This window comes from Pseudomonas sp. 2(2015) (assembly GCF_000955865.1).
Taxonomy (GTDB): domain Bacteria; phylum Pseudomonadota; class Gammaproteobacteria; order Pseudomonadales; family Pseudomonadaceae; genus Aquipseudomonas.
In genome coordinates this window covers 1-22414 of the sequence record NZ_JYOF01000022.1, presented here as the reverse complement: position 1 = coordinate 22414, position 22414 = coordinate 1, and the positions used below count along the sequence as shown (strand labels likewise).

The window sequence follows — 22414 nt, the reverse complement described above, 5'->3', positions numbered from 1 at the left end:
TGGCTCTCGTAGTGACGGCTCAATGGGCCGAGGAAGTCTTGAGGGTGGTCCAGGTACGCATGCGCGCGCGCATGTCTTTCTGGGTAATGTCCTTGCCCGGGATCAGCCGCGCGTAGGTATCGTCGCTGACGTAAATGTCCGGGTTATCACGCATCTGCGGCTCGACCAGCGGCCGTGCCTTGGCGCTGGAGGTGGGGTAGCCGGTGAACGAACTGATGGCGGCCATCTGCTGCGGCTGCATGACGAAGTTGATAAAAGCGTAGGCGTATTCCGGGTGGGCGGCATCGGCGGGAATGGCCATGCTGTCCATCCAGATGGTCGTGCCTTCCACCGGGATGTGGTAGCGGAACTCGACCTTTTTACCGGCGGCATCGGCGGTGCGCTGGGCCTGGATCATGTCGCCGCTGTAACCGAGGGAAATGCAGGTGTCACCATTGACCAGCTGGGTCACCGGCTGCGACTGGAACTTGCGGATGTACGGCTTGATCGCCCCGAGCATCTGCCGGGCGGCGAGCAAATCATCGGCCTTGCCGCTGCGTGGGTCCTTGCCCAGGTAGTGCAGCACCACCGCCAGCACTTCGTCGGGCGAGTCGATCATCGAGATGCCGCAGTCGGCCAGCAACGCGGCGTTTTCTGGCTTGAACAGCAGGTCGAGGCTGTTGACCGGGGCATTGGCGATGCGCTGCTCGATGGCCGCGCGGTTGTAGGTCAGGCCGATGCTGCCCCAGGTGTAGGGCACGGTGCTCTCGCGCGAGTTGGGGTAGCGCTGGTGCAGGCGCTGCAGGCCGGGCTCGATGTCTGCCAGGTGTTCGAGTTTGGCCGGGTCGAGCTTTTGCAGGGCGCCGGCGCGGGCCAGGCGTTCGGCCACGGTGTCGCCGGGGAAAATCAGGTCGTAGCCGCTGTTGCCCGAGAGCAGCTTGGCCTCGAGGGTTTCGCTGCTGTCCATGACGTCATAAATGACCTTGATGCCGGTCTGGGCGGTGAAATCCTTGAGGGTGTCTTCGGCAAAGTAATCGGCCCAGTTGTACAGGCGCAGCACTTTGTCTTCGGCGTTGGCCAGGCTGCAGCCCAGGGCCAGGGAAAGGGCGAGCAGGGTTTTCAGGCTGTTCATGCGCCATGCCTCCAGGTGCTGTGTGGGTGACGGCCGTCCAGGCTCAACAGGGTGGCGTACATTTCCGGGCGGCGGTCGCGGTAGATGCCCCAGGTCAGGCGCTCTTCGCGCATGTGCGCCAGGTCCAGCTCGGCCAGCAGCATGCAAGGGCTGTCGCGATCGGCTTCGGCCAGCAGGCGGCCCTTGTGGTCGGTGATGAACGACGATCCATAAAAACGCATGTGCAGCTCGGCATCGCTGCGCGCCACTTCAACGCCGGTGCGGTTGGCGGTGATCACCGGGAGGATGTTGGCGGCGGCGTGGCCGCGCTGGGTCAGTTGCCAATGGTCGCGCGAATCCAGCGCCGCAGCGCCGGGCTCGGAGCCGATGGCGGTGGGAAACAAGAGGATTTCTGCACCTTGCAAGGCCAGGCAGCGGGCGGTCTCGGGGAACCACTGGTCCCAGCAGATGCCCACGCCCAGGCGCCCGACGGCGGTGTCCCAGACCTTGAAACCGGTATCGCCGGGGCTGAAGTATTCCTTCTCCTGGTAGCCGATGGCGTTGGGGATGTGGGTCTTGCGGTAGACGCCGAGCAAGCGCCCGTCGGCATCGGCGACGGTCAGCGAATTGAAGTAGGCATTGCCGGCCTGCTCGAACCAGCTCAGCGGCAATACCACGTTCAGTTCCGCCGCCAGGGCGGCAAAGCGCTGCAACAGCGGGCTGTTGTCATAAGGTTGCGCCAGGGCCAGGTGCTCGTGGCATTGCTCGATGCAGAAGTAGGGCGTAGCGAACAGCTCGGGCAGCAGGATCAGCCTGGCCCCGGCCGCCGCCGCCTCGCGCACCAGCCGCTCGGCGTTATCGAGGTTGTCTTCAAGGTTCCAGCTGCAGGCCAGCTGCAGGCTGGCGACGCTCAGCGCGCTCATGGCTTGGCTCCTTTCAGGGGCCAGGCCGGTTGCTGTTGGGTGATGCAATGCACGCCGCCACCGCCATGGGCCAGCTGGTTGATTTGCACCGGTACCACGCTGCGGCCGGGGAAGGCCTGCTGCAGGGTGGCGGCGGCCTGCTGGTCGGCGTCGATACCGTAGGCGGGCATGATCACCGCGTCGTTGCACAGGTAGAAGTTGGTGTAGGAGGCGCAGAACACTTCGGCATCGGTGTCGACCGCAGCGGAAGCTTCGTACAGGTCGATCAGCTCGAAACTGCGGCCACGGGCGTCGGTCGCCAGTTCCAGGGCGCGGCGGTTCTCCTTCGCCACCTGGGCGTAGACCGAGGTTTGATCTTCGGTGGCATCGACCAGCAGCACGCCCGGCCGGGCAAACGCGCAAACGCCGTCGACGTGGCCATCGGTCATGTCGCCAGTGACGTAGTCCGGGTCGCCCGGCAGCCAGATGACCTTGTTCACCCCCAGCAGACGGACGAAGATTTCTTCCATGTCTTGCTTGCCCAGGCCCGGGTTGCGGTTGGGGTTGAGCAGGACCGATTCGGTGGTGATCAGCGTGCCGTCGCCATCGACATGAATCGCGCCGCCTTCATTGGCCAAAAAGCTGCCGAAGCACGGCAGGCCCAGGTCATTGAGCACACGCCGGGCCAGGCCTTCGTCAAGGTCATGGGCCGACTTGCCGCCCCAGGCATTGAAGCGCCAGCTGATCCCGGCCAGACCTTGCTGCGGGTGGCAGATGAAGCTTGGGCCGGAGTCGCGGCACCAGCTGTCGTTGACGGCGATTTCGATCAGCTCGATGTTGGCCCCGCACAGCGCCCGGGCCTGGCTGACGGCGCTGGGGTCGACGACCATCTTTACCGGCTCGAAGCGGGCGATGGCATTGGCGACCCGGGCGAAATCCACCTGCACAGCGGCCAGGGTGACGCCCCAGGTCGACTCCCACAGGGCCTGGTTGTGCGGCCAGACCATCCAGGTGGCAGCGTGGCGAGCCCATTCGGCGGGCATGAACCAGCCGTTGTTGTTGGCGCTGTCGTTGTGCATTGCAATACCCTTCAGTTAAGTAATTGTTTTCAGCAAGGTTGCCGGGGTGTCCATGCTATAACTGGGTTCTGCACCTGAACAAACGATGGATTTTGCCGATATATGATTAGCTGGGCTTATCAATCATGCTGAAACACTGGCCACCTCTGAACACGCTGCGCGGCTTTGAAGCGGCGGCGCGCCTGGGCAGTTTTCACAAGGCTGCCGAAGAGCTGCACCTGACCCAATCGGCGATCAGCCAGCAGATCCGCAGCCTGGAAAACTACCTGGAGCAACCGCTGTTCTTTCGCGAAGGGCGCAGCGTGTCGCTTACCGATGCCGGCCACGACCTGCTCAGCACCACCCAGGTGATGCTGCAGCAACTGACCGTCGGTATCCGTCGCCTGGAGCAGTACCGCAAGCCCAACCAACTGGTGGTCAACACCACGCCGGCATTCGCCCGGCACTGGCTGGTGCCGCACCTGGGCGACTTTCATCGGCTGCACCCGGAGGTGGACCTGTGGCTCTTCACCAGCGATGAAATCCCCGACATGACCACCCAGACCATCGACATTGCCGTGCGTGACGACATCAGCGCCCAGGCCGATTGCAGCTTTCGCGTGCTGCTTCAGGATCGGCTGTACCCGGCCTGTCACCCGCGCCTGCTGGAGCTCGACGTGGCGCGGCGGACCACCCTGCATGGCGAGCGGGAAATGGACTGGAGCTACTGGCACACCCAGGGTGGCGAGGCTGTGGGGCAGAAGCTGCAGGGCCTGAATTTTTCCGACCCCGGGCAGTTGCTTGACGCTGCCAGCCAGGGCTTGGGCATTGCCCTGGTGAGTGGCTTGCTGGCCGGGCAGGCGCGTGCGCAAGGCAACCTGGTGGCGCTGACCGAGCAGACCGTGCGCGGGCCCAAGTGGGCGTGGCTGGTGCACCGTAACAGTGAAGGGGAGGCCTTGACTGTGAGCTTTTGCCAGTGGCTTGAGCAGTGCCTGGCAGAGGGCTCAGGGCTTAATGGTGACCCAGCGCCAGCGCGCTGATGATGCAGACCGAGCCGTCGCTGGCCGGCGTGTCGTCACTGTAATCAACCTGGTTGTAGACGCCGCCGTGGAAGTTGAAGGTGCGGCTGTTCCAGCTGGCATCCATCTGCAATGGTCCGCTGCTGGCGGTGCTGCCCTTGCAGGTGGCAGCGAGGGTCACCACGCCCTTGGCGGTGACATCGAGAATGATCTCGAACGCGGTGCCCAGCGGCACATTGGCCAGCAGGGTGACGCTGGCCGGGGCGCTCTGGTTGTAGCTTCGGCGAAAGCCGTAAGTGAGCTTGCCCTTGTTCCAGAACACCTTGACCACCGGGCTGTCGTCGTCTTTGACGTGCAGTTGCGAGATCACCACCTTCTGCGCCGCGTTGACCTTGCTCAGGGTCATGCTCTGGTGGTTGTGGTGTTTGCTGGCGCTGGCGAGCGACCAGTAGGTCGGTTCTTTCCATTCGCAGCGGGTGCGGTGGGTGCTTTTGCTTGAGGCGCCCTTGGTTGGGGCGGTGAAGCGGACCGAGCCGTCGTCGAGCCTGGCGATGATTTTCGGCAACTGCGCCAGGGCCTGGGCGCCGGTCAGTTCCAGGGCGGTGGGGTCGCTGGTGGACTTGGGTACCGGGGTGGTGATTGTTAGGCGGTCAATGTTGACGCTCATGGGTTTCTCCTTCGGTTTTCGGTGTGGGCCCTCTCTGAAATGGATGTGGGCTTGAGCTAATATTTAGCTGCAAGCTAAAGTGGCGTCAATGGCTAAATAAATTACGACCGCTTCGCGCTCGATCGCCGGCAAGTCCGGCTCCCACAATGGATCTGTATACACCGCACCCTGTGGGAGCTGGCTTGCCAGCGATGAGGCCGGTACAGCCAGCAAGGGTTTTGCCCTCAGTCGTTAAAGAAACCAGCGATACTCCCGCGCACTTACTTCATGCATGAACGCCAGGTGGTCCTGCCTCTTGTTCTCGCAATAGACCATGACGAACTCACTGCCCAACCGCTCATTGACCACCGGGTGATGACGCATGGCCGCCACCGCCGCGAGCATGTCCTTGGGAAAGTCGATGCCGCTGCTGCGGTCTTCGTTGAGCGGCGCAATCGGCTCTTTGCCGGCCTCCAAACCGTGTTCCATGCCACTTAAAATCGCTGCCAGCACCAGGTATGGGTTGGCGTCGGCGCCGGCCAGACGGTGTTCGATGCGCAGGTTGCGTGGGTCCGATTCGGGGATGCGAATGCACGCGTCGCGGTCTTCAAAGCCCCAGCTGGCGCGGCTCGCAGCGTTGACCATGGCGCCGTAGCGGCGCATCGCGTTGTGGTTGGCGGCAAAGATCGGCATGCACTGCGCCAGCAGTTCCAGGCAGCCAGCCACGGCATGGCGCAGCGGGCGCTGGTTGTCGGCAGCCAGCAGGTTGTTGCCCTGCTGGTCGTAAAGGCTGACATGCACGTGCATGCCGCTGCCTGGCGCGTCGAGGTAGGGCTTGCTCATGAAGCTGGCGCGCATGCCGTGCTTGAGCGCCACGCCACGGGTGCTGCGGGCGAACAGGGCGGCCCAGTCGGCGGCGCGCAGGCCGTCGTCGCAGTGGCCGAAGTTGATCTCGAACTGCCCAGGGCCCAGTTCTGCGGTAATGACGTTGGCGTCCACGCCTTGCTCGTTGGCGGCCTCGACCATGTCCCGCAGCACGTCGGAATAGCGCGACAGGCGCTCGATGTGCATGTTCGGCTGGTCATCGGCATCGCCGCTGAACGGGTCGCGGGGGAACTGCGGCAGGCCGTCTTTGAGCGCGCGGTCGAACAGGTAGAACTCAAGCTCGAAGGCCACCACCGGGCGAATGCCGCGCCGTTCCAGGCGTTGCAGCACCCGCGCCAGCACTTCTCGGGGCTCGAACTCAATGGGCGCGGCGGTGCCGTCAGAGCTGATCAGCATCTGCCCCAGCGGCTGGTTCTCCCAGCGCACCGGCTTGAGGGTGCCGGGGATCAGCCGCCGTGGCGCGTCCGGGTCGCCGTCGTTGAAGCAGTAGTCGCCGATCGGGTGCAGGCCGCCCTGAACACCCAGCAGCACGCAGTTCTGCGGCAGTTTCAGGGCGCTGCCGGCGGCGACTTTTTCGAGCATGTCGATCGGGTAGCGCTTGCCATAAAAGTGCCCGGGGATGTCCAGGCTGATCAGGTCGACATAACGCACCTGAGGATGCTCAGCGCGAAATGCGCGTACTTCACTAAGCACATCAGGGCAGTCTTTTATTGTTGTCATCACGTGCGATCCTGCGCTTGGTTTCAACGGAATACCCAGAGCACCCGGGTACTGTGTTCGGTCAGGTTGGCGTAGCGGAACTGGCTGTGCGCCGGCAACTGGAAGCTGTCGTTGGCCTGCAGGGTGACCGGCTCTGGGGCGTCATCGAGCCACAGGCTCAACTCGCCTTCGAGGACAAACCCGCCTTGCTCGGAGCTGTCGTCCAGGTGCCCGTCACCGCTGCTGGCGCCGGGCGCCAGGTGGCTTTCAAGCATCGAGAAACCGCCGTTGAGCTTGGGCGAGACCAGCACGTCGGTGACTCCGGCGGCGTAATACAGGGTGCGCCGTTCGCCGGGGCGGGTGACCCAGTCGACTTGCCGCGGCTTGCTCAGGTTGTAGAAGTAGGTGGTCGGCACGCACAGGGTTTCGCTGATGGCGGTGAGGTCGGCCACGGTCGGGCGCGACAGGCCGCGCTCGACCTGGGACAGAAAGCCCACCGAGCGGTCGATGCGTTCGGCCAGCTCGCCGAGGGTCAGGTTGCGGTGCTTGCGCAGGTCGCGAATAAGGATCGCCAGGCTTTCGATTTCTTCCTGCATGTCCATAAAGGGGCTCTCTCAAATAGTGTCGCGCAGGCGGTACCAGGCTTTGCCGGCAGCTTCCAGCGGCGCGGCGAGCAGGTCGCCACCGGGGAAGCGGCCGTTGTCGATGGCCTGGTACAACGCCAGCAAATCGTGGTTGCCAAGGATCGCATCACTCACCGCGCGGGCGCCGGCCAGGGTCGGCAGCACGCCATGCCCGGAGAAGCCCTGCAGCCAGTAGCGCTGGCCCTGACGGCCGATGTCCGGGGTGCGGCGCAGGCTGCAATCGATATGCCCGCCCCAGGCGTAGTCGATCGCCACGCCCTGTAGCTGCGGGAAGGCCCGTTCCAGCACCGGGCGGGTGGCAGCGGCAACGTCCTTGGGAATGCCGCCCAGGTAGGTACAGCCGCCGCCGAACAGCAGGCGCTGGTCCGGGGTCAGGCGGAAGTAGTCGGGGACGAACTGGTTGTCGATCACGCAGCTGTTGCGCGGCAGTAGCGAACGGGCCAGGGCCGGGTCCAGGGGCGCGGTGGCCACCTGATAGGAGCCCACCGGCAGCAGGCGCTGCGACAGTGGTCGGTCAAGCTGGTCGATGTAGGCGTTGCAGGCCAGCACCAGCACGTCGCTGCGGATTTCGCCTTTTTCAGTGCGGGCGACAAAGCCTGCCGGGGTATCGCGGTAGCTGAGCACCCGGCTTTGCTCGAAGATCCGCCCGCCGGCCGCTTCGAGGGCGTTGGCCAGGCCCTGGGCCAGTTTCAGCGGGTTGAGGTGGGCGCCTTCGGCATCGTACAGCGCGGCCTGGTAGCGTGGGCTGCCGATCCATTCGGGCAATTCGTCGCGCTCGATCACCCGCAACTGGTCATAGCCCCATTTAGTTTCGGCTTCGTGCCTGGCTTCGTGGAGCATGGCCACCCGTCGCGGTAGCACCGCCGCCCACAGGCTGCCACGCTGGTAATCGACGGTAAAACCGTGGCGCTCGGGCAATTCACGCAGCTCGCTGGCGGCCCAGCGCATGCTGTCCCACAGGCGCCGTGCGCGTTCCTGGCCAAGGGCCTTTTCCAGCGGCGGCATGTCGCACGACCACCCCAGCAACGCCTGCCCGCCGTTGCGCCCGGACGCCGCCCAGGCCACCCGGCTGGCTTCCACCAGGGTCACCCGCTTGCCGGCGAGCGCCAGGCGCAGGGCGGTGTGCAGGCCGCTGAAGCCGGCGCCAATGATCAGCACCTCGGTGTCCAGGCGTTCCTGCAGGGTAGGGCGCAGAGGGATGGCGGTGGGGTAGGTCTGGGCGTAATAGCTGGCGACATGCTGGGCGGATTGCTTGAACACGACGGACCTCATGAATTTTTATTGGTATTTTTTCATGAAAAACTACCAGATAAATTTCACGAGGCCAAGCGAGGCTCAGCGTTCAATGGCGCGCAGGCTCTAGACCGCAGGTTTGTGATGGTGCCGGTGGCTTGCGATCTCGTCAGCCAGGCGCGGGCTGTAGCTGCGCGTGGGGATACCGGTGAGGCGTTCGAACATCAGCGCGAACTTGACGTCCAGCGCCCGCTTGCCGGTCATATAGGCATTCAGGGTGGTGACGCTGACGCCCATCTCGGCGGCCATGCGCCGCTGCGACACCCGCTCTGCCTGGGGTTGCCCGGCCTTGAGTGCGGCAAATGCCCTGCGCATTGCCAGCAGCTCTTCTTCTTCCCACACCCACAGATTACCGCTCATGATTCGATCTCAGTCACACGGATTCGGTCGAGCAATCCGTTGCTGGAATCGCTACATCCTACTGCTGTTGTCTAGTGTCCATTAACCGACCAGAGCGGTCGGTTGTTTTGCCATCATACTCTTCGTGCGTTCCAAACTAGTAGCACCCGGCCATGAATGTGCAGTTTTTCCAGCGCCGCGCCTTCGATCAATACCGGCGGGTACAGCGGATTGTCGGCAATCATCCGCAAGGCGCCATCGGTCAGGCGTTGCAGGCGTTTGACGAACAAGTCGCCGTCGAGGCTGAACACGTAGATGGCATCGCTGCGCACCTCGTGAATGCCACGGTCGACCAGCAGCGGGTCGCCGTCGTTGAAGGTGCCGGCCATGCTGTCGCCATCGCCGCTGATGATTGCCAGGTTGTGCGCGGCAGAAAAACTGATGCCCTGGCCACGCAGCCAGTCCAGGTGCACGGTCAGGTCGCGGATTACTTCGACATGGGCCGGTGGCGTGTTGCCGTTGCCCATCGAACCGCGGATGTCGAAGTGGGCGATGCTGACGAACTCGCCGCTGGCCGGTACACCAGCCTCGCCCTGTAGCACATCCATCCAGCCGGCAGGCAGGCGCTCGGCCTGCTCGATGCGCCGGGCCACTTCATCGCCGAGGTTTTTTTCTGTGCGCAGCGACAGGATCTGGCTCAGGTGCGCCGGGCTCATGCCCCAGCGCTCGGCACAGCTGGCCTTGCGTTGGGTGCCGAGCAACTGCAGCAGGTTGTGCTTGCGAATCGCGTAGATATCCATGGGGTGCAGAATGCCACTATTTAGCTCGATGCTAAAGAGGGGCCCGGCGTTACTCACGCGATTATTGCACCCGCACTACGCTTGCCGGTGCGCTCAGCAGGCGCTGGCGCAGCAGGTCGTAGGCCCAGTTGTAGGCCATGGTGTAGGGCAGCATGAAGGCGAAGAAACCGATCTCCAGCAAGAACGCCTGCACCAGCGACACGTCGAGCATCAGCGCTGCGATCGGCACGCCGATCAGCACAAAGCCAGTTTCAAAGCCGCCGGCGTGAAGGGCACGGACCTTGACCGTACGCGCGACCCGGCTGACCGGCCAGAGACGGTCGAACGCCGCGTTGTAGAGCATGTTCCAGATCATCGCCACGGTCGACAGCATCACCGCCAGCGCGCCCATTTCCAGCATCGAGCGGTTCAGCAGCCAGGCGCCGATCGGCGCGCAGATCAGCACGGCGATCAGTTCGAAGCCGACGGCGTGGACGATGCGTTCAGCAAAGGATTTCTGGGAGGCTTGCAGTTTCATGACGTCACCTGAAGGTGTGTTTCGGTGAAGCTATTGTCATCGCTTTTTTGCTTATTTGAAAAATAGGTTCCATCGCTAAAAGCGATGGATTGATTGGGTTGCCTGGCTCAAGTGCTGATATCAGTACAGTTGATATCAGATTTAAGTATTGACGGATTGCTCGATATCAACGCCCAGAGGAGCATGCACACACCCTCCATCACCCAAGAATAACGACCCATGACCCTCTCTACTGTGGCAGCACTGCAACTGGGTTCGCACCCCGACGGCAAACAACCAACCCTGGAGGCGATTCTTGCCTACGAGGCTGAAATAAAGGCCGCTGGCGCCCAGCTGGTGGTCATGCCCGAAGCCCTGTTGGGCGGCTACCCGAAAGGCGAAATCTTCGGCACCTACATGGGCTATCGCCTGCCGGAAGGCCGCGAGGCCTTTGAGCGCTATTTTGCCAATGCCATCGATGTGCCGGGCGCCGAAACCGCCGAACTCGCAGCCCTCGCGCAACGTACCGGCGCGCACCTGGTGGTCGGTGTCATCGAGCGCAGTGGCAGCTCGTTGTTCTGTTCGGCGCTGTTCTTCTCGCCGGAGCAGGGCCTGGTGGCCAACCACCGCAAGCTCATGCCGACCGGCAGCGAACGGCTGATCTGGGGCCAGGGCGACGGCTCGACCTTGCCGGTGATCGATACCCCGGTGGGCAAGATCGGCGCGGCAATCTGCTGGGAAAACCACATGCCGCTGCTGCGCACGGCGATGTACGCCAAAGGCATCGAGGTGTGGTGCGCGCCGACGGTGGACGAGCGCGACAACTGGCAAATCTCCATGCGCCATATCGCCCACGAAGGGCGCTGTTTTCTGGTCAGCGCCTGCCAGTACCAGCCGTCGCCACGCGACCTGGGCACCAGCCTGCCGCACTGGGATGACGACCGACCGCTGATGCAGGGCAACAGCGTGATCATCGGCCCCATGGGCGAGGTGATTGCCGGGCCATTGAAGCACGGCCCCGGTTTGCTGGTGGCGCAGATCGATTCGGCCGAGCTGGTCAAAGCGCGGTATGACTTTGATGTGGTCGGCCACTATTCGCGCCCGGATGTCTTCACCTTGCTGGTTGATGAACGGGCGAAAAGCTCGGTGAAGTTCCAGCAATAACCCGAAGTGGGCAGGGCGCGCGTGCGCCGGTTGCCCTGATGTTGCTGTACACCTGGCTTCGTCCTGAGGCCAGGTGCCTGTCGACTCCGACACGCTCTGCGGTTGATCGTTGCTTTGAAGTTTCTGCGCTTTGCGTTGCCCTACACCAATAAGAAAAATACTAGAGGCTTGTCAGAAATGAATACTGGTTCGCACCTGCTGTACCGCAAGATCGCCTGGAAGATATTGCCGCTGCTGTTTGTCAGCTACATCGTTTCTTACCTGGACCGGGTCAATATCGGTTTCGCCGCGTTGCGCATGCAGCAGGACCTGAACTTCAGCGATGCGGTCTACGGGCTCGGCGCCGGGGTGTTTTTCCTCGGTTATGTGCTGTTTGAAGTGCCCAGCAACCTGCTGCTGACCCGCATCGGTGCGCGCAAGACCATCATGCGCATCATGATTTCCTGGGGGCTGGTGTCGTCTTGCATGATGTTTGTGCAGACGCCTTTGCAGTTCTACCTGGCGCGGTTTTTCCTCGGGGTGTTCGAAGCCGGGTTCTTCCCGGGCATCATCCTTTACCTGACCTACTGGTTTCCGGTGCGCATGCGCGGCAGCGTGATCGCCGTGTTCATGTCGGCCATTGCCATCGCCGGCATTCTCGGCGGGCCGCTGTCAGGCTGGATCATTCGCGCCATGGAAGGCGTGCATGATTTGCACGGCTGGCAGTGGATGTTCCTGCTCGAAGGGGCGCCGGCGGTCATCCTCGGTATTCTGGCTGGCTTCCTGCTGATCGACCGGCCCGAGCAGGCAACGTGGCTGAGCCGCGAAGAGCGCCAGCGCATCGCCGCAGAGGTTGGCACGCCCACCGGCAGCACAAGCCACGCACTCGGTGCGGTGGTGCGCGACCCGCGCATCTATGCCCTGGCGCTGGTGTATTTCTCGGTAATGGCCGGGCTCTACATTCTCGGTTTCTGGCTGCCGGGGATGATCAAAAGCTACGGCGTCGACGACCCTTTCCATATTGGCCTGCTGACGGCGGTGCCCTACATCGCCAGCGCCGTGGGCATGATCGTCATCGGCAGGCATTCCGATGCCGTCGGCGAGCGCCGCTGGCACCTGGCAAGCTGCATGCTAGTGGCCGCCTGCGCGTTGATCGCCTGCACCCTGGTGCCGGGCAACCTGGTGCTGGGCCTGGTGACCCTGAGCGTGGCGGCGGTCGGGCTGTATGCCTCGATGCCGTTGTTCTGGACCATCCCCACCCGTTACCTGGGCAGTGAATCAGCTGCCGGCGGCATTGCCCTGATCAACTCCCTGGCGCTGTTTGGCGGCTTCACCAGCCCAACGGTGCTGGGGCTGGTCAAGGCCAGCACCGGCAGCCTGGATATCGGCCTGTACCTGTTCGCCGGCTTGCTGGTGGTCGGCGCTGGCGCGCTGATCCTGGCGCTGCCGGCCCGGCTTATCAAAGAGAGCCCAACGTTGGCGGTGCAGGGTGAAGTCTGCGAATCACTGTGAACCCGACGCAAGCCACCAACAGGTCAAGGCAATGAAGACAAAAGTGCAATCGGATGAAGCTGTCGCGGTACGCAAAATCGGCGTGATCGGCGGCTTGGGGGCGCTGGCCGGGGCAGACCTGTTCTACAAGCTGACCCGCTCGCGCCAGGTGCTGGCCGAGCAGTTCAACTGCCACCTGCTGCTGGAGCAGCAGGCTTTCAGCGACGCCGCGTTGCCCCTATACGCCGGGGCCAGCGTCGCCTCGCGCAAGTTCTATGTCTATGAACTGTGCAAGGCGTTCGAGGCCCGCGGTATCGAGACGGTGATGCTGCCGTGCTTCGCCAGCCATACCTTCCTTGGCGAGATCCAGGAGCAACTGAGCCTGCGTATTCTCGACATGATGGCGGCGCTCAAGCAGCACATTGCCGGCCGGTATGCGCCGGGGACGGTGCTCGGCGTGCTGGCCTCGGATGTGGTTCGCGGGTCCGGGCTGTTCGAGCGCTACCTGGGCGGCGACTACCGCCTCAGCTACCCGCCGGCGGCCGAGCAGGCAGCCTTGATGGCGGCGGTGTACGGCGAGGCTGGCATCAAGCACGGCGGGCTCGACGGCGCGCCGCTCGAGGCCGTACAGCGCCTGGCTGGCGCGCTGCAGGCGCAGGGTGCGGCCGTCATCGTACCGGGCATGACCGAACTGGCCCTGGTCTGCGCGGCCTTGCAGCGTAGCGGCATTGCCATGCTCGACAGCAATGCGATCTATGCCGACTTCGCCGCCAGCGAGCACTACCGGCGCGCCGAGGCGCCGTTCAAGCTCGGCGTCGTCGGCGGCGTGGGGCCGGCGGCAACGGTGGACTTCATGGATAAGGTCGTGGCCAACACGCCTGCCGGCAAGGATCAGGACCACATCAAAATGGTGGTCGAGCACAACCCGCAGATTCCCGACCGCACCGCGAACCTGCTCAGGGCTGAAACCGATCCGACCATTGCCCTCTACGCCACCTGCCTGCGCCTGGCGGACGCCGGTGCCGATGCCATCGCCATCCCGTGCAACACCGCTCATGCGTTCGTAGCGCGTATCCAGCCGCACCTTGAGGTGCCGATCGTCAACATGCTCGACGAGACCATCGCCTGCATCGTCGAGCAGCATGGCGCGAGCACGCCAGTGGGGCTGCTGGCCACCTCGGGCACGTTGCAAAGCGCTGTCTATCATGAGGCCGCGCGGGCGGCCGGCTTGCAGCTGATCACCCCGGGGCACGAATACCAGGCGCTGGTGATGGAGGCCATTTACGGCGCGCGCGGGATCAAGGCCGGGTTTACCGAGGGCATCTGCAAGGAGCAGTTGCTGGTGGTCGCCGAGCACCTGTGCGAGCTGGGTGCCGGGGTGTTGATTCTGGGCTGCACTGAGCTGCCGCTGGTGCTCAGCCCGGCGCCGGCCATGGGCCTGGGCCGGCACCGGGTGGCGGTGGTCGACCCGACCACGGTACTGGCCCGCGCGTGCGTGCAACTGGCGCTCGATGCCCGCCCTCAGGACAGGCAGAAGGTGTTGTCCACCAGTTGAATGATCAGCGACTTGACCGTTTGCAGCGTGCTGTCGTGCTTGCTGCCCACCCGCGTGCCGATTTCCAGGTCGTAGGAGGGCAGCGGCACCGGGCAGGGAAAGGTCTGCAGGGTGCTGACCCGTTCCATGGCCCGGGCGGCGTGGGTGGGCACCGTGGTGATCAGCTTCGAGCCCACCAGCAGAAACGGCACTGCGGCAAAGTGCGAGGTCGAGGCGCGGATGCTGCGCTTGTAGCCGGCCGCATTCAGCCCCTCGTCGACGATACCGACAAAACCGCCCGACGACACCAGCAGGTGCGGCCTCTGGGCGTAGTCTTCGGCGCTGCTGGGGATGCTGTTGTCAGCATCGGCGATGCACAGGTAGTTGCCGCGGCCCAGGCGGTGGCGGGCAATCAGCGGCGACGACAGCCCGCCGGCAGACACGGCGATATCGATCTGATGATGCATGAGCATGTCCTGCACCAGGCCGCTGTGGGTCTGGCGGAACAGAATGCGCAGGCCGTGCAGTTGTTCATCGATCAGCGCCACCAGGCTTTGCCCCAGGGCGATTTCGCTGTCGTCGGAGAGGCCGATGGTGATGGTCCGGCCCTTGATGTCTTTGCCGGCGACCGACAACGCAAAGGCTTGCCGGCAGCGATTGAGGGCCTCGCCAATCAGCGGCGCCAGCTCGTTGGCGCGCAGGGTCGGGCGCAGGCCACGGCCGGTGCGTTCGAACAACGGGTCGGCGTAAATTTCCCGCAGCCGCGCAAGGGCCGCACTGACCGCAGGCTGGGTCACCCCCAGGCGCAGCGCCGCGCGACTGGCACCGCCTTCTTCGATCAGGGCGACAAACACTCGCAGTAAGTTCAAGTCGACAGAGTCGATATCAATGCTATGCATATCAGATATCTTGATAGTTGATTGATTTATAGTATAGGCCTACGCACAATCCGCGAACAAATACTTCATCAGCGTATTTGCAGTGGCTGATGAGTTGGGCAGTCGAGTTTGGGAGCGTATGAAAGGTTCAGCAGTAGTTAAGGGGTTGTTGTGTGTATTACTTGCACCGTGGTTAGTGGCCAGTGGGTCTTTTACGGTAAGTGCTGCAGACCTTGTTGCGGCACCGGGCGTCGCCGCCGAATCGTGGATGTTGATGGACTATGAAAGTGGCGAAGTTCTGGCCCAGGGCAATGCCGATGCGCGCATCGACCCTGCCAGCCTGGTGAAGATCATGAGCAGTTATGTGATCGGCGAGGCTCTGCAGTCCGGCGCACTCAGCGCCAGTGACCGGGTGACCATCGAGCACGATGCCTGGGCCGCAGGCAATCCGCACTTGCAGGGTTCTTCGTTGATGTTTCTCAAGCCCGGCGACCGGGTCTCGGTACAAGACCTCAATGCCGGGGTTGTGGTGCAGTCTGGCAATGACGCCTGCATTGCCCTGGCCACTTACATTGCCGGCAGCGAACACGCCTTTGTCGACCTGATGAATGAACAGGCCGGCAAACTTGGCCTGACCAATAGCCAATTCAAGACCGTCCATGGCCTGGCCGCCGAAGGGCAATACAGCAGTGCCCGCGACATGGCGATACTCAGCCGTGCGCTGATTGCCGAGTTGCCGGCGCAGTACGCCCTGTACAAACAAAAAGCCTTCGCCTTCAACAACGTTCAGCAATACAACCGCAACCGCCTGTTGTGGAGTACCAGCCTGGATGTCGACGGTTTAAAGACCGGCAACTCCAGCGCAGGCGGCTACAGCCTGGTCACCTCGGCGCAACGTGACGGGCGCCGCCTGATTGCCGTGGTGATGGGCGCCAAGTCCGATCGGCTGCGCTTTCAGGAGTCGGAAAAACTGCTCAAGTGGGGCTTTCGCGCATTCGAGACGGTGACGCCGATCCAGGCCGACGAAGTGTTCATGAGCAAGCGCGTGTGGTTTGGCCAGACCCGCACCGTCAAGCTCAATGCCGGCGCGCAAGCGACCATCAGCGTGCCCTACGGGCACTCGGCCGAGGTGCAGGCCAGCGCCATCGTCGACACCGCCGAACTTCACGCGCCGTTGCAGGCGGGCCAGGTGGTAGGCGTGGTCAACTTCCAGGTGGGCTCAAAACACGTCGCCAGCAAGCCGCTGGTGGTGATGGAAAGCGTGGAAGAGGGCGGCTGGTTCAGCCGGGCCTGGGACTACCTGTTGCTCAAGGTGTACCAATGCCTGGGCGTGTGCCTGTTGTGCGCGGGCTAGTTGCGATCCTGTAGACGAGAAGAGGGGCCTATGAACCGTTATCTGCGCTGCTTCCTGCCCGTGCTGTTGGTATTGACGGCGACAGGCTGCAGCAACCCTGCAAGCACCAGCGAACACTCGCTGTTCGTCTCGGCGGCCGAGGCCGATGCCAACAACCAGCGCGCCCTGCAAGCGCTGTCGGATGAGCCCGATGTGGCCGGCGGCCTGGTGGTGTATTTCGACACCGACAGCTCGGCGATCGAGCCGCCTTATCAGGCCAGGCTTGCCTATGTGGCCAACTACCTGGTGAGCCATCCCGAGGCCGAAGTCTTTGTCGAGGGCCATACCGATGACATCGGCTCGCCCGAGCAGAACTTCGTCCTGGCCCAGGCGCGTGCCGCGATGATTGCCTATTACCTGGTCAAGTACGGCGCCTTGTACGAGCAGGTGAATGTTCACGCCTATGGCGAGCATTCACCGGTGCGCGAGGGCAGTGGCAAGGACGACTTGAAGCTCAACCGCCGGGGCGTGGTGGAGTGGGTCAGCCATGGGCACAGTTTGGGCTATGAGTTTGAGCAACAGTGAGCAGGGTTTGAGTTCAAAGCGCCTTCTTGTTTCTCACGCTCCAGGCCTCAAGGAAACCGTCGGTTGGAAACACCACGGGGTGTTTATCCATCCTGACCTTCACCGGGACATCCTTGGCGAAGGCGTTGTAGATATAGTGCTGCGCGGCATCGGAGACCGGCAGGAAGATCGACACCTTGGTGCCTGGTTTTTCCTCGCGGCACTCATGCAGCACCTTGATCGGCTGATCGTTGACTTCAATAAAGCCCTCATTGGTCTGCAGCTTCCCGCAGTCGACAAACTGCGTGAAGATCATTTTTGCGCCCTGTTCCGTGGCATTGATGACAGCGTTGTAAACGACAACGCCGTCCTTGAAACCCTCCGAGTTGCTCAGCGCAATCGCACTGTACGGCGCGTCCTTGCTGAACTCGTTGAACAAGGCGTAGCGGTACTTATCGGTGCCGATGGTTTTCGCCAGCTTGCGACCTTCATCGGTTTGCATGTCAATGACGAAGTGCCCAGCGACAGCCTGGGAGGAAACCGCCGCCAGCAGCAGAATGCCAGGCAGGCAGAGGATTTTTTTTGCGCGTGAGATCATGGAGCAGTTCCTTGCTTCGACTGACCGCCATGATATCAAATTGACGCCATTGCCTTAAGGCTGGGTTTGACTGTCGGCTTCAATCACCGACGTGTCTGCGCCGAACTCCGCTGCAAAACGGGGCCGCTGTTCTTAATCCATTTAATAATGCTTCTCAGTTAATGTAGTATTCGCCGCTCTCCGGCGGGGCCGGTTCACCGAAATAGGGCTGAGCATGTCACGCATTGGCACCTCTGATCTGCTAACCAACTTCCATGAGCACTACGCGGAACTGTTGGCGTTCCTGGCTCGGCGGTTGGGTAACGTTGAGCAAGCTGCCGATGTGGCCCAGGATACCTATCTGCGTTTGGTTAACCTGCCGGCGGGCGAACCGATACAGGAGCCTCGCGCGTTTCTGTTCCGCATAGCTGGCAACCTGGCCATTGATCGTATGCGTCGGGAGGGGCGACTCAATGCCTTGCATGCCGATGAATCACAGGCCCTGGAGGTATGCGATCCACGCCCTTCACCAGAGACTGCTCTGATCACAGATGAGGCTTTGGCACAGCTCGATATCGCCATGGACAAGTTGCCAACCAACGCAAGGTTGGCGCTACTGCTCAACCGTCTCGAGGGGCTGACCCATGCGCAGATCGCCATAAGACTCGGCGTTTCCGAAAGCACCGTGGGGAAGTACATTGTTCAAGCTGTACGTCATTGTCGCGACTCGCTGAGCCGGACGCAGTGGAGATGAACCGCTTGCCTTATATGAACGTGCCCCCCCAGACTCGGACGCCTCTTCACACTTCCAAGCTTGAAGAACCCATGACCGACAGTGTTGATCCTTCCGATCTGGAAGACCAGGCCATCGAGATGCTGGTGCATCTGCACTCAGGTCGGGCTACTACAGCCGATCACCTGGCCTATGACAACTGGTGCCAGCGCTCTGCGTTCCATGCTCACGCCGCAAGCAGGGCCGAGGCATTGTGGGGCGCGTTCCCGCTCACACAAAAAGCCCGACAATTCGTTGCTCCGCCCCCCGAGAAACGTCGTAAACCTGTACGCGCTTTATGGGCAGCCGGCATGGCTGCTTGTGTTGCAATAGTGGTGTTCAGTGCAGCGCTGCAACGCCCCTGGTCAGCGCTCTATGCCGATCATGTGACAGACCCTGGCGAGCGACGGGAATTGCGCCTTGAAGACGGCAGTCGGCTGTGGATGAATGGTGACACCGTGCTGTCGGTGAATTACAGCCATAACCAACGTGGCATCACGCTGTATCAAGGGGAAGCACTCTTCGAAGTTGCCAAGGATTCATCGCGGCCTTTCATCGTTCACGCCGCTCAAGGTGATGTGCAGGCAATCGGCACACGTTTCGATGTGGATCAGCGCGGCGACAAAGTCACCGTCCAGGTGAGCGAAGGGATAGTCCAGCTCAGTTCGGGCGGGGAGACCCTGCGTCTGCCCGCAGGGCAATCCACGGCCTATCGCCAGGGTCTGGCGCCGCAGATGGCGGTGGAAGTCGATGTGCAGGATGTCGCCACCTGGCAGCGAGGCAAATTGATTTTCAATGCGCGGCCGCTGGGTGAGGTGCTCGCCGAACTCGACCGGTACATCCCAGGCGTCCTCTACCTGACGGATGAAACGCTGGCGGCACGGCGTATCAGCGGCACATTCGAAGTGGAGGATCCACACGCTGCGCTCAATGCGCTTGAGCAAACGCAGCCACTTCGCATCACTCGGTTGCCGTTACTCACGCTGGTGCGGCCCAAGCGCTGATACAGGGCCAGCATCCCTTCCCGGAGAGCACCTTGCAAAAAAATGAAAATTCTTTGGCAAGGTCCTCCACGTCGTTTCGTCGTAGATACGAAGCGCGAATCATTCACATTAAAGTCGCGCAGCCAACTCTAGGGAAAGGTTGCTTTCATGTTTCATGTCTCCTTACGTACCCGTGCGCATTCGTTGCGCCAGGCAATGGCACTGGCTGCCTTGCTCGGACTGCTGGCACCGGTCGATGTTCATGCCAGGGGCTCCGAAGCCTTCGCTGTCACTCAGCTCTTCAATATCGCTGCCCAGCCACTGGACAGCGCACTAACCCGATTCGCCGATCAAGCCGGCCTGCGCATCATTTTCAATTCCGACGAGGTAAGTGGAATGAACAGCGCTGGGTTGAGCGGGCCCTACAAGGTCAATGAGGCGCTCGATCATCTGCTCAGCGGCAGTGGTTTCGGTTATGAGTTCGTCAATGACAAGACGCTGACCTTGCGCAAGCTATCGACTGATTCGGCAGTGCTGGAGCTGGGCGTTACCGATGTGAATGCACTCAGGCTGGCCTCGACAACTGAGGGGACCGGCGCCTATACCACTGGCCTTACCAACACGGCGACAAGGTTGGGGCTTTCGCCGCGTGAAACGCCTCAGTCCATCAGTGTGGTCACTCGGCAACAGATGGATGACCAGAACATGCAGTCGTTGGAAGACGTTGCAAGGGCAGCGACAGGCATCAGCACGGTTAAAGGGTTCGGCACAGAGCGTGCGCTTTACTACTCGCGAGGGTTCCAGGTCGACGACTTGCAGTTCGATGGCCTGCCGAGCAGCGTCACGGAAAGTTTCTCGATGGACGTCATGTCAGTGAACAACATGGCCATGTATGACCGGGTGGAAATTGTCCGAGGTGCGACAGGCCTGATGCAAGGGGCAGGTAACCCGTCTGCGGCGATAAATATGGTGCGCAAGCGACCGACGCGTGAATACCAACTCAAGGCGGAGCTCGGTGCTGGCTCGTGGGACAACTACCGCACGCAACTCGATGTTGGCGGCCCCCTGAACGCAGAGGGCACCCTGCGTGGCCGTACGGTCCTGATGTACAACAGTCGAAATAGCTACCAGGACTACGCTGACAAGGACAATCAGCTGTTCTACGCCATTGGCGAAGCCGACTTGAGTGATTCGACCACGATCGCGGTGGGGGCATCTTTCCAGCAGGACAACAACGGCGGCTACGACTGGGGTGGTTTGCCCACCCACCTGGATGGCAGTTCTTACAACTTCTCGCGTTCGAAGTCGTTCGCCGGTAAGTGGGCCCACCTGGACAAGATCAACCGCAACGTTTTTGCCGATATCAAGCACAGCTTCAATGAGGACTGGAACCTCACCGTCGCCACCAATCTGATCTGGTCCAATGCAGATTTTCTCGCTCAGGTTGGGTATCACAGCAAAGACTCCGATTCGACGATGCAGTACTGGCCGAACAGCGCCCGTTACGATGACGAACAGATCAATCTCGACGCGGCGCTTAACGGCGCATTCACCCTGCTGGGGGGCAAGCATGAGGTGGTGATAGGGACCAACATGAGGCGCGACAGGTTGCAGTACGTGACAGGCTCATCAAGCGTGAACCCTATTGTCGACATTCTGGACTTTGACACTTCGCAGTTCCCTGAACCGCACATAGTCGGCAGCCTGACGCCCAGCCGCCATGTGCGTAAGGACAAGGGCATATATGCCGCCACCCGCCTCAATCCGCTCGATGATCTGCACGTCATTCTCGGCAGCCGTTTGAGCTGGGTCGATTACGACACCCAAGGCCCATGGGAGACGGACCGCTTCAAGGAAAATCGCAAGGTCATCCCTTACGGCGGCATCGTCTACGACGTCAATGACAACACCTCGGTGTACGCCAGCTATACCGAGATCTATAAGATGCAGGGCAACTACAGCGTCGACAACACATTGCTGGAACCGACGACGGGCAGTAACTACGAAGTCGGCGTGAAAAACGAGCTGTTCGATGGCAGGTTGAATACCGCCCTGGCGCTCTTCCAGGTGGATCAGTCAGGCCTTGCGCAGGTCGTTCCCGATGCTGGACGTGTCTGCGGGCCAACGCGTGATTCGCGGTGCTACACCGAGGGTGCGAAAGTGCGAAACCGCGGGTTCGAGGCAGAGGTTTCAGGCGAGTTGATGCCCGGCTGGAATGCCTTGATGGGCTACACCTACAGTCATCCAAAATACATCGCCGGTACCCACAAGGGTGACGCCTATGGCACAGAAAATTCGCCACAGCGACTGTTCAAGGCCGCCACCACCTATCAGCTGCCAGGGAAGTTGGATCAATGGCGAGTGGGGACCAGCGTGTACCATCAGAGCAAGCTGTACCTGAACGAGATTTCGCAGAGTGCCTACAACCTTGTCGACCTGAACGCCAACTTGCGAATCGACCAGAACCTGAGCGTTCAATTGAACCTCAACAATGTTTTCGACGAGAAGTACTACACCGCGATTTTTAGTCAAGACACCGGAAACTATTACGGCGAACCCCGCAACGTTGCCATCACCCTACGCTACGAGAACTAGTTGCGAGCCGGACGTTGCAGAGGGCTTTGTGTGTATCACATCGGCTGCCACTTCAACGGCCTGGTCTTGCGATGAAGGCCGCCTTGCCGCCCATGATCGCGAGCACCGGTCAATAAACCGATTTTCAAGCGGCTGTAGCAGCCGCTTGGAAGAACATCACGCTCAGTCGCAACGGATTGCTGTGCTTCGCACTGCGTTAGAACTGTCGGTAAGATCCCTTTTCCCAACCAGCACGAACAGATGCCAATGGCCCAACCGACGACACTAACCAGCATCATTGGCCCTTGGAAAGGAGAGGCGCCGACAACGTTACTACAACGCTGTCGAGATGCCTGGGACACGCCCTTTAAAGAGCTTTCAGATCTCATGGTCGCTACTTTTCTGAATCAGCGAATCGCAGTTCCTCAAATGTTGGCTGAGGCTAGGCGGCGGTTGGATACAGAGCCCCGCGATGACACGGAATACTTCGAAGGCCAGCTACTTGAGGCAGTTATCGGAGCTGACAACTGACCGCTTTGGGCCGTTAGCTGCCCCGAATGTAGACGGACTTTCTACATTGCGGAACGTCACTTGCGAAGGGTGTGGTGGTACAGAAATGGTACGAGGAAATTGAGCTGAGTCTACAAGCCAGTGTTTTAGTGCGGTTTGTGCTTAGTGCGTCCAATCCATCACA

At 61.7% G+C, this 22414-nt stretch carries 21 protein-coding genes; 9 read left to right on the top strand and 12 right to left on the bottom strand.

Annotation, left to right across the window (positions count from 1 at the left end; genetic code table 11):
* Window positions 1-19: 19 nt before the first annotated feature.
* From UB48_RS24450 to UB48_RS24440, 3 genes are read right to left on the bottom strand one after another with little or no spacing between them, the layout of a single operon-like run.
* On the bottom strand, window positions 20-1111 hold the full coding sequence (locus UB48_RS24450; RefSeq protein ID WP_045201563.1) for an extracellular solute-binding protein: 1092 nt from the start codon (window positions 1109-1111) through the stop codon (window positions 20-22).
* A complete protein-coding gene (aguB, locus tag UB48_RS24445) occupies window positions 1108-2013 on the bottom strand; it encodes an N-carbamoylputrescine amidase (protein ID WP_045201561.1) in 906 nt (301 codons plus the stop codon). Before aguB ends, UB48_RS24450 begins: the two co-directional genes overlap by 4 nt.
* Window positions 2010-3071, bottom strand: coding sequence for an agmatine/peptidylarginine deiminase (locus tag UB48_RS24440; RefSeq protein WP_045201559.1), 1062 nt, complete (start codon window positions 3069-3071; stop codon window positions 2010-2012). The genes aguB and UB48_RS24440 overlap by 4 nt, the downstream gene beginning before the upstream one ends.
* Window positions 3072-3196: 125 nt before the next feature.
* On the opposite strand from UB48_RS24440, the gene UB48_RS24435 reads away from it, so the two are divergent.
* Window positions 3197-4090: a LysR substrate-binding domain-containing protein gene (locus UB48_RS24435; protein ID WP_045201557.1), complete on the top strand. Its 894-nt coding sequence runs from the start codon at window positions 3197-3199 to the stop codon at window positions 4088-4090.
* Here UB48_RS24435 and UB48_RS24430 read toward each other — a convergent pair.
* The 7 genes from UB48_RS24430 to UB48_RS24400 form a co-directional block, all read right to left on the bottom strand.
* Window positions 4062-4736: a polysaccharide lyase family 7 protein gene (locus tag UB48_RS24430; protein WP_045201555.1), complete on the bottom strand. Its 675-nt coding sequence runs from the start codon at window positions 4734-4736 to the stop codon at window positions 4062-4064. The two genes, UB48_RS24435 and UB48_RS24430, sit on opposite strands and share 29 nt — an antisense overlap.
* Window positions 4737-4967: 231 nt before the next feature.
* Window positions 4968-6320, bottom strand: a complete 1353-nt coding sequence (locus tag UB48_RS24425) for a glutamine synthetase family protein (protein ID WP_045201553.1) — start codon at window positions 6318-6320, stop codon at window positions 4968-4970.
* 23 nt (window positions 6321-6343) lie between these two features.
* The gene (locus UB48_RS24420) at window positions 6344-6901 is read right to left on the bottom strand and encodes a helix-turn-helix domain-containing protein (protein ID WP_045201551.1); all 558 of its coding nucleotides are present in this window, start codon (window positions 6899-6901) and stop codon (window positions 6344-6346) included.
* Window positions 6902-6913: 12 nt separating this feature from the next.
* Complete coding sequence (locus tag UB48_RS24415) at window positions 6914-8203, bottom strand: FAD-binding oxidoreductase (protein WP_045201549.1); 1290 nt, start codon at window positions 8201-8203, stop codon at window positions 6914-6916.
* A gap of 99 nt (window positions 8204-8302) precedes the next feature.
* On the bottom strand, window positions 8303-8596 hold the full coding sequence (locus tag UB48_RS24410; protein ID WP_045201548.1) for a helix-turn-helix transcriptional regulator: 294 nt from the start codon (window positions 8594-8596) through the stop codon (window positions 8303-8305).
* A 113-nt stretch (window positions 8597-8709) separates the two neighbouring features.
* Complete coding sequence (locus UB48_RS24405; RefSeq protein WP_045201546.1) at window positions 8710-9375, bottom strand: S24 family peptidase; 666 nt, start codon at window positions 9373-9375, stop codon at window positions 8710-8712.
* A 61-nt stretch (window positions 9376-9436) separates the two neighbouring features.
* Window positions 9437-9892 (bottom strand): multidrug/biocide efflux PACE transporter, encoded by a 456-nt coding sequence (locus tag UB48_RS24400; protein WP_156160245.1) that lies wholly within the window; start codon window positions 9890-9892, stop codon window positions 9437-9439.
* A 219-nt stretch (window positions 9893-10111) separates the two neighbouring features.
* Between UB48_RS24400 and UB48_RS24395 the strand changes: the two genes are divergently transcribed.
* The 3 genes from UB48_RS24395 (at window position 10112) to UB48_RS24385 (ending at window position 14060) form a co-directional block, all read left to right on the top strand.
* On the top strand, window positions 10112-11035 hold the full coding sequence (locus UB48_RS24395; protein ID WP_045201544.1) for a carbon-nitrogen hydrolase family protein: 924 nt from the start codon (window positions 10112-10114) through the stop codon (window positions 11033-11035).
* A 177-nt stretch (window positions 11036-11212) separates the two neighbouring features.
* The gene (locus UB48_RS24390; protein WP_045201542.1) at window positions 11213-12526 is read left to right on the top strand and encodes an MFS transporter; all 1314 of its coding nucleotides are present in this window, start codon (window positions 11213-11215) and stop codon (window positions 12524-12526) included.
* A gap of 31 nt (window positions 12527-12557) precedes the next feature.
* Complete coding sequence (locus UB48_RS24385) at window positions 12558-14060, top strand: amino acid racemase (protein WP_045201540.1); 1503 nt, start codon at window positions 12558-12560, stop codon at window positions 14058-14060.
* On the opposite strand, the gene UB48_RS24380 is transcribed toward UB48_RS24385, so the two are convergent.
* A complete protein-coding gene (locus UB48_RS24380; protein WP_045201538.1) occupies window positions 14027-14938 on the bottom strand; it encodes a LysR family transcriptional regulator in 912 nt (303 codons plus the stop codon). The two genes, UB48_RS24385 and UB48_RS24380, sit on opposite strands and share 34 nt — an antisense overlap.
* Before the next feature lie 175 nt (window positions 14939-15113).
* Here UB48_RS24380 and UB48_RS24375 point away from each other — a divergent pair, with 175 nt between their 5' ends.
* Entirely contained in the window at window positions 15114-16271 is a 1158-nt protein-coding gene (locus UB48_RS24375; protein WP_045201536.1) for a serine hydrolase, read from the top strand.
* Window positions 16272-16301: 30 nt separating this feature from the next.
* Entirely contained in the window at window positions 16302-16835 is a 534-nt protein-coding gene (locus UB48_RS24370; protein ID WP_052676571.1) for an OmpA family protein, read from the top strand.
* 13 nt (window positions 16836-16848) lie between these two features.
* Here the strand turns inward: UB48_RS24370 and UB48_RS24365 are convergent, their stop codons facing one another.
* Complete coding sequence (locus tag UB48_RS24365; protein ID WP_045201534.1) at window positions 16849-17412, bottom strand: hypothetical protein; 564 nt, start codon at window positions 17410-17412, stop codon at window positions 16849-16851.
* A gap of 214 nt (window positions 17413-17626) precedes the next feature.
* Between UB48_RS24365 and UB48_RS24360 the strand changes: the two genes are divergently transcribed.
* From UB48_RS24360 to UB48_RS24350, 3 genes are all read left to right on the top strand, one after another.
* On the top strand, window positions 17627-18145 hold the full coding sequence (locus tag UB48_RS24360; protein WP_045201532.1) for a sigma-70 family RNA polymerase sigma factor: 519 nt from the start codon (window positions 17627-17629) through the stop codon (window positions 18143-18145).
* A 71-nt stretch (window positions 18146-18216) separates the two neighbouring features.
* Window positions 18217-19167 carry a FecR family protein gene (locus tag UB48_RS24355; RefSeq protein ID WP_045201530.1) on the top strand — a complete coding sequence of 317 codons (951 nt, stop codon included), beginning with the start codon at window positions 18217-18219 and terminating at the stop codon, window positions 19165-19167.
* 147 nt (window positions 19168-19314) lie between these two features.
* On the top strand, window positions 19315-21741 hold the full coding sequence (locus UB48_RS24350; protein WP_045201529.1) for a TonB-dependent receptor: 2427 nt from the start codon (window positions 19315-19317) through the stop codon (window positions 21739-21741).
* Window positions 21742-22414 lie beyond the last annotated feature (673 nt).